The organism is Planctomycetia bacterium, from assembly GCA_034440135.1.
Taxonomy (GTDB): Bacteria; Planctomycetota; Planctomycetia; order Pirellulales; family JALHLM01; genus JALHLM01.
In genome coordinates this window covers 1-6239 of sequence record JAWXBP010000158.1, presented here as the reverse complement: position 1 = coordinate 6239, position 6239 = coordinate 1, and the positions used below count along the sequence as shown (strand labels likewise).

5 protein-coding genes are annotated in these 6239 nt (G+C 59.4%); 4 read left to right on the top strand and 1 reads right to left on the bottom strand.

The features are described from left to right. Positions 1 to 178: 178 nt before the first annotated feature. A complete protein-coding gene (locus tag SGJ19_09145) occupies positions 179 to 958 on the bottom strand; it encodes a Crp/Fnr family transcriptional regulator (protein MDZ4780404.1) in 780 nt (259 codons plus the stop codon). A 402-nt stretch (positions 959 to 1360) separates the two neighbouring features. Here SGJ19_09145 and SGJ19_09140 point away from each other — a divergent pair, with 402 nt between their 5' ends. From SGJ19_09140 to SGJ19_09125, 4 genes are all read left to right on the top strand, one after another. Then, positions 1361 to 3901: a cytochrome c peroxidase gene (locus SGJ19_09140; protein ID MDZ4780403.1), complete on the top strand. Its 2541-nt coding sequence runs from the start codon at positions 1361 to 1363 to the stop codon at positions 3899 to 3901. Further along, positions 3894 to 4466 carry an arsenate reductase (azurin) small subunit gene (locus SGJ19_09135; GenBank protein ID MDZ4780402.1) on the top strand — a complete coding sequence of 191 codons (573 nt, stop codon included), beginning with the start codon at positions 3894 to 3896 and terminating at the stop codon, positions 4464 to 4466. The genes SGJ19_09140 and SGJ19_09135 overlap by 8 nt, the downstream gene beginning before the upstream one ends. A gap of 79 nt (positions 4467 to 4545) precedes the next feature. Continuing rightward, a complete protein-coding gene (locus SGJ19_09130; GenBank protein MDZ4780401.1) occupies positions 4546 to 5247 on the top strand; it encodes a Fe-Mn family superoxide dismutase in 702 nt (233 codons plus the stop codon). 7 nt (positions 5248 to 5254) lie between these two features. Beyond that, a partial coding sequence (locus SGJ19_09125; protein ID MDZ4780400.1) for a molybdopterin-dependent oxidoreductase occupies positions 5255 to 6239 on the top strand: 985 nt, incomplete at its 3' end.

Below are 6239 nucleotides of genomic sequence, written 5' to 3'. Positions count from 1 at the left end.
GGGCAAGGCTTCCATTTGTTGTCAGTGGTTGTGTTTCGCTTGCTCATTACTTCCTTCTCCACGGCTAGCGGCGGATGCCTGCTTCGGCCGGGATCTGATCTCTTCGCTAATTATCGGCTTCAGGAAGCGAGACTTCTGTAAACCGTTTCACATTCAATATGGGTTCATCGGACTTTACTCACGGGTCGGTCGTGTCTGGCGCCTTAAGCGACCGCAATTGAAACTGTCGGGACATCTCGGCGGAGGAGGTTGCCGCGGAGACCCTGGGAACTGGGGTTCCCTGATCTGCCGCAAGTCGACGGAGGTCACGAACAACAATCTTTTGGCGACTCACCTTCAGCAGACCATCGAGTTGCATCTCACCCAGCAGAGCCGTTACGGTTTCACGCGTCGCCCCAATAATTGACGAGAGTTCTTGATGGGAGAGCTTGATGTCCAACAGAACGCCTTCGGGTAACGTCCGACCGTACTGCTCGACAAGCTCAAGCAACAAATGGGCTAATCGGTCACGGTTTGAGCGGAACAACAGGCTGCGAAGTCGCCGTTCAACCCGCTTGCGGCGAAGGCCGATGAGCTTCGTCACCCCCAGCGAGACTTCTGCAAAAGTCTCCATCAGACGCCGCAATTCATCGCCTGGAAGGAGAACGACCGTCGAGTCCGTCGCCGCTTCAGCTCGCTCCTCTCGCTCTCCCGTCTGAATGAGCGCCAGCTCTCCAAACAGTTCCCCCGGTTCGACGAAGGCCAGGATCGCCTGTTTGCCGTCCGGGGTGGTCGAACAGATGCGAACACGGCCCTGTGCCAGCAAGAAAGCCCCATCGGCGGTATCGGACGGCAGATAGATGGCACTGTTTCGCGGGAATTCGCGAATGCGCGCACGCTGCTCAAGGCTGCCGAGTTGCTCTGCAGTCAGCCGCTGGAACAGGGAACAATTTCGGACGTACCAAAGCCGTTGCGCCATCAGGACATAACCTGACCATCCCTGTGTGGAAAAACTGCCGACGTACCACCGCACGCGACGCCCAGCATTGTACCGTCTCCCATTCGACACCGGCTAGCTGCTTGCGGAAGAGCAGATGCTGGAATCGGAAAAACGCCATGTGAATCTGCATTTCGGAGGGTTCCCCTCACTTTTCCGGCGGCCCGTCTCCCCGAATTCGAGACCTCGGGAAGAGCATTACGAGCACTTTGAACCAGAACGAAAAAATGGATACAATAGCGGTTTGCTAACCGCACATCCTGTATGAGTTTAAGCGAATGACTTGAACGAACTCCGACAAACCCCACAGCCAATCGACAAGGGAGCGAGGCGAGGATGGAAAGTCGTTTTGTTGTGTCGATTGGTCTCGTTTTGGTGGTTGTTGTGCTTGCCATCCTTCGCTCCTCGTCCGAAGCGGGAGACGAACCCAAGAAGGAGCAACCACCAGCCGCTCCACGCGAAGTCATCGCCATCATCAACCGGGGCGGCTGCGGAAATTGTCATGTCATCCCCGGTGTGCCGGGTGCCGATGGCGAAGTCGGCCCGGACCTGTCGAAGCTCGGCATGGCAGCCGGCACCCGTAAGCCGAGGACGACTGCAAAGGAGTACATCCGTGAGTCGATTCTTGACCCGGACGCCTTCATAGCTCCCGGCGACTTCGAAAAGGGTGTGATGCCGACGAAGTTCGGTAAGACGCTCTCCGAAGACGACCTGAACAGGCTCGCGGATTACCTCGCCTCCCTCGGCGTCGATGCCCCGAAAGGCGGCGACACGGCGCGGGCGAAACTTACCCGCACACGGCCCGCAGAGGCCACCACCAATCCGTTCGTACCTTCTCCCATGAAATCGGCGACGGACGAACAAATCGCACTCGGCAAGGTTCTCTTCTTCGAGCGTCGATTGTCCGCCAGCAACGCCCTCAGTTGTGCGTCGTGTCACCAGCCCGACAAAGCGTTCACGGATGGGTTGCCCGTCAGTATCGGCTACCCCGGCACGGCACTGTTCCGCAACACACCGACGCTGTTCAACGTCTCGCACGTCAAGTCGGCGTATTGGGACGGTCGCCTGTCGGGGTCTGACCTCGCCAGCGTGGTTCGGGATCACCTGACCGAGCCGTTCTTCATGGCGGCCGACGGGCGGTTGCTTGTCGAGAGGATGAAACAGGTTCCTGAGTACGTCGAACTCTTCAAGGTCGCCTACGGCGTCGAACCGGACTTTGGGACGATCTTGAAGGCGCTGGCCGCATATGTCGGCTCTCTCCATTCGCCAGCGACTCCGTTCGACCGCTTCGAGAAGGGCGATGAGAGGGCGCTGACGGTCGATGCGCTGGCTGGGAAAAAACTCTTCGATGGCAAGGCTGGGTGTGCAGCGTGCCATCCGGCCCCGCTCTTCACGGACCACAAGTTCCACGACCTTGGACTTCGGACGGGGCCGAAGTTGCTAGACGACCCCGAACGCTACATCACTTTTCGACGCTTCTTTCGAGGACTGGGGACACCGAACTATCGCAACTTGACGGATGACGCAGGGCGCTTCGTGGTCGCCATGAATGAACAGGACCGTGGCAAGTTCCGAACTCCACTCCTGCGGGAAGTCGGTCGCACCGCTCCCTACATGCACGATGGGCGGTTCAAAACTCTGGATGAAGTGATCGACTTCTACAACCGGGGTGATGAGAATGGCCAGCGAGCCGGATTGAAACCGCTGAAATTGACCGCTGACGAAAAGCGGCAGTTGGTCGCCTTCTTAAAATCGCTCTCATCCGATCCCGTCGAGGTCGTCTCGCCTGGGTTACCCGATTACGCATTACTATCGGTAGGCAAGGATGAACCGATGCCGACCTTCGACAAGCTCGCTCCGGGAGCCCGAAGGCCTCGACCGATCACCGTGTTGCCGGCACCGCGCGAGCCGAACGACAACCCGACGACGTTGGAGAAGGTCAAACTCGGTCGGCTACTCTACTTCGATCGTCGAATGTCGGCGGACGGAGCGACCAGTTGCAACACCTGTCACCCGGCCCATACCGGCTACACCGCCCGCACCGCGATCTCGATGGGCGGCACGGGAACGAGCCACTGGCGGAACGCCAGCACGCTCTACAACGTAGCCCACTTCGAGAAGTTCAACTGGGACGGCGCCAGGGGCAGCATCGAGGATCAGAACGACGGGGCATGGAGCGGGGCCATCGCCGGCAACGTGGACGCCGACCTCGCCGAAGAACGGCTCGCCCAGGTGCCTGCATACCGTACCAAGTTCAAGGCCGTGTTTGGCGAAGAGTACCCAACGTGGGCCAATGCACTTCGAGCCGTGGCTGCGTACCAGCGGACGCTCAACAGCAAAAACGTGCAATTCGACGCCTTTCTCCAAGGCGATGACAAGGCCATCGGCGATGCAGCCAAGCGGGGTTACAAGTTATTCACCGGCAAGGCGAACTGCATTCAGTGTCACGATGGGGCATTGATCTCCGACGACCGTTACCACAATATCGGTGTGCCGCCCAGCCCCGACTTCCTTAACAGCCCGAACAAGCAGATCACATTCCGCTTCGAGCAGGCGTCGAACGGAGTATCGCGCACCCTGTATGATTCGACTCGTGACGACCTGGGGCTGTACTACGTCACTAAACGGGCCGACGACATTGGCAAGTTCCGCACCGCAAGTCTGCGGGAACTCAAGCATACCGCCCCCTACATGCACAACGGGATCTTCAAGACGCTGCCAGAGGTCATCGACTTCTACAACCAGGGTGGCGGCAAGCACCCCATCAAGAGTCCGCTGCTCAGGCCGCTGGATTTGAATCATGACGAGCAGGACGACCTACTCGCCTTCCTCGAAAGTCTGTCGGGCGACCCACTCACTGACAAACCCCCGCCATTGCCGCCCTACGGCTCGTACCGACTGAAAGGAAGCCCAGGAGATGAATAACAACGATCCCCTCGCCGATCCCAAACCGGACTGTGATCGGCTATGCAACCCTCTGGGGTTCGACCGACGTGACTTCCTGTTTGCCGCCGGGACTTCGCTCGTCGCCCTGACCGCCCCCGGACTGTTCGCCGGACCAGTTCAAGCCAAAATCGCCAAGTACCCCCGGAAGAAAGTCGCCCTCATTAGCAAACTCAAAACGGGTGTTGCGGTCGAATTCCGCTACCCGTGGAACCACGACAATTGCGATTCAGTGCTATTGAAGCTCGGTCAGGAAGCAGCGGGAGGGATCGGCCCCGACAAAGACGTGGTGGCATTCAACGGTCTCTGCCCGCACATGGGATGGGGCATCCCGGCCACGAAATTCTTCGCTGATCCGGGAATCGCCGGCCCGTGTCCGGGCCACTGGACGACGTTCGACCTGACCAGGTACGGGATGGTCGTCAGCGGCCACGCGACACAAGGATTGCCTCAAGTGATCCTCGAACTCGACGGCGATGACATCGTTGCCGCGGGGATGCTCGGCCTGATCTTCGGGTTTCACGACAACACGGCGGAACCGAAATGAAATGGGGACGCAAAGACCGACTAATATTCATACAATGTTTTTCAGTTGATCACCAAAGGAGTCTTCCATGGACCGACGTTTGTTCCTGTTCGCCTCGTCCGGGGCCGCAGCCGGCTCTGTGCTCGTTCCGGGCTTTGCCGAGGCCGACGATGCAGACACATCGCTTTTCTCCGGAAGCGGTTTGACGACTGGCAAACCAAAGCCCCTGAAGCACAAGTCGGTTCCCGGGTTTCTGAGCGAAGCCCAGATTGCCCCACACCACATTGCCCACTACGGCGGCGCGTTGAAGGCGTTCGCTGGGGCTGAGGCCAAATTTGAGGAGAGCTTCACGAAGGGGACGGTTATTGACTCCGCAGCATTCGAGCGGTTAAAGCAGATTCAGTCGAGTCGGGGCGACAGTGTGATCCTTCACGAACTGTACTTTGACGGCCTTGCCCTCAAGGCGACCGCTCCACCCGAGGCGCTCACGACGGCAATCGAGAAGCGATTCGGGTCAGTAGACAAATGGACGGCGGACTTCGTGGCGAGTGCGAAGGCGGCGGCGGGGTGGGCCATGCTAGTCGTCCACCCAGTCAACGGCAGGCTGTACAACGTGGTCAGCGACGAACACGCCCAAGGCCCTCTGTGGCTGGCGGTACCACTGGTTGTGATCGACGTGTACGAACACGCCTTCTACATCGATTACCAGAATAAAAAGGCCGACTACGTCGAGAATTTCTTGAGCTTCATCGACTGGGCCGAGGCCGATCGGCGGTTCCGTAAAGTCGCGAACGACAAGTGAGGTTTTCGTGGAACTGCCGATCTACGAACGCACCGACCGTGTGCCGCTCCCGCCCAAGGACGCTCGGGTGCAAACCACAGCTTGTGCGTACTGTGCGGTCGGTTGCGGCTACAAGGTCTACACCTGGCCGGTCGGCACGGAGGGTGGTCCGACCGCGAAGGAGAACGCCTTCGGTGCCGATTTTCCGACCGGGTTCGAAGGGTTTTGGGTCAGTCCAAACCAACACAACATCGTCTTGGTTGGCGGCAAGCCACACTACTGCGTCGTCGTGCCGGACTCCGACGCCACGGTTGTCAATCCCGGCGGCAACCATTCCATCCGGGGCGGCACGCTGGCACTCAAGTGCTACACGTCCACGGGGCCAACGCAGGACCGCCTTCAATTCCCCCAAGTTCGGGTGCGCGGCACGCTGGTGCGGGTGAGTTGGGACACCGCCATTGAGGTGATGGCGGCGGTCAGCCAGCACGTCCTGACGAAGTACGGCGAAGCAGCGTGGGGAATGAAGACGTATTCCTACGAGTTCTTCGAGAACACCTACGCCATTTCTAAGCTCGCCTTCGAGTCGATCAAGACCCCCGCGTTCGCCGTCCACGACAAGCCGTCGATGTCGAACGATACTGCCGGCATGGACGACGCGGGGATCGTCACCTTCAGTGCCGCTTACGAGGACTTCAAGGCCGCGAGCGTCCTGTTCATTTCCGGCACCGATCCTTACGAGTCGAAGACCGTCGTCTTCACCGAATGGATGATGCGGTCGAAGGCGAAGATGATTTTCGTCGTCCCCCGCCGCACGATGGGCGTGGCCTACGCCGAGGCAAATGGCGTTTTGTTCCTCCAGATCGTTCCCGGTACGGACGCCTTGTTGCACATGGCCCTCAGCCGGGTGATCCTCGAAAACGGCTGGGAGGACAAGGAGTTCATCGAGCAGTGGGTGGCGAACACCTGGGAGATCGACAGCGGCTTCGGTCGCGGGTCGCGGAACACCCCTTGGC

Coding starts and splice junctions, on each gene's coding strand:
- SGJ19_09145 (MDZ4780404.1), bottom strand. CDS start 958: ATGGCGCAACGGCTTTGGTACGTCCGAAATTGTTCCCTGTTCCAGCGG.
- SGJ19_09135 (MDZ4780402.1), top strand. CDS start 3,894: ATGAATAACAACGATCCCCTCGCCGATCCCAAACCGGACTGTGATCGG.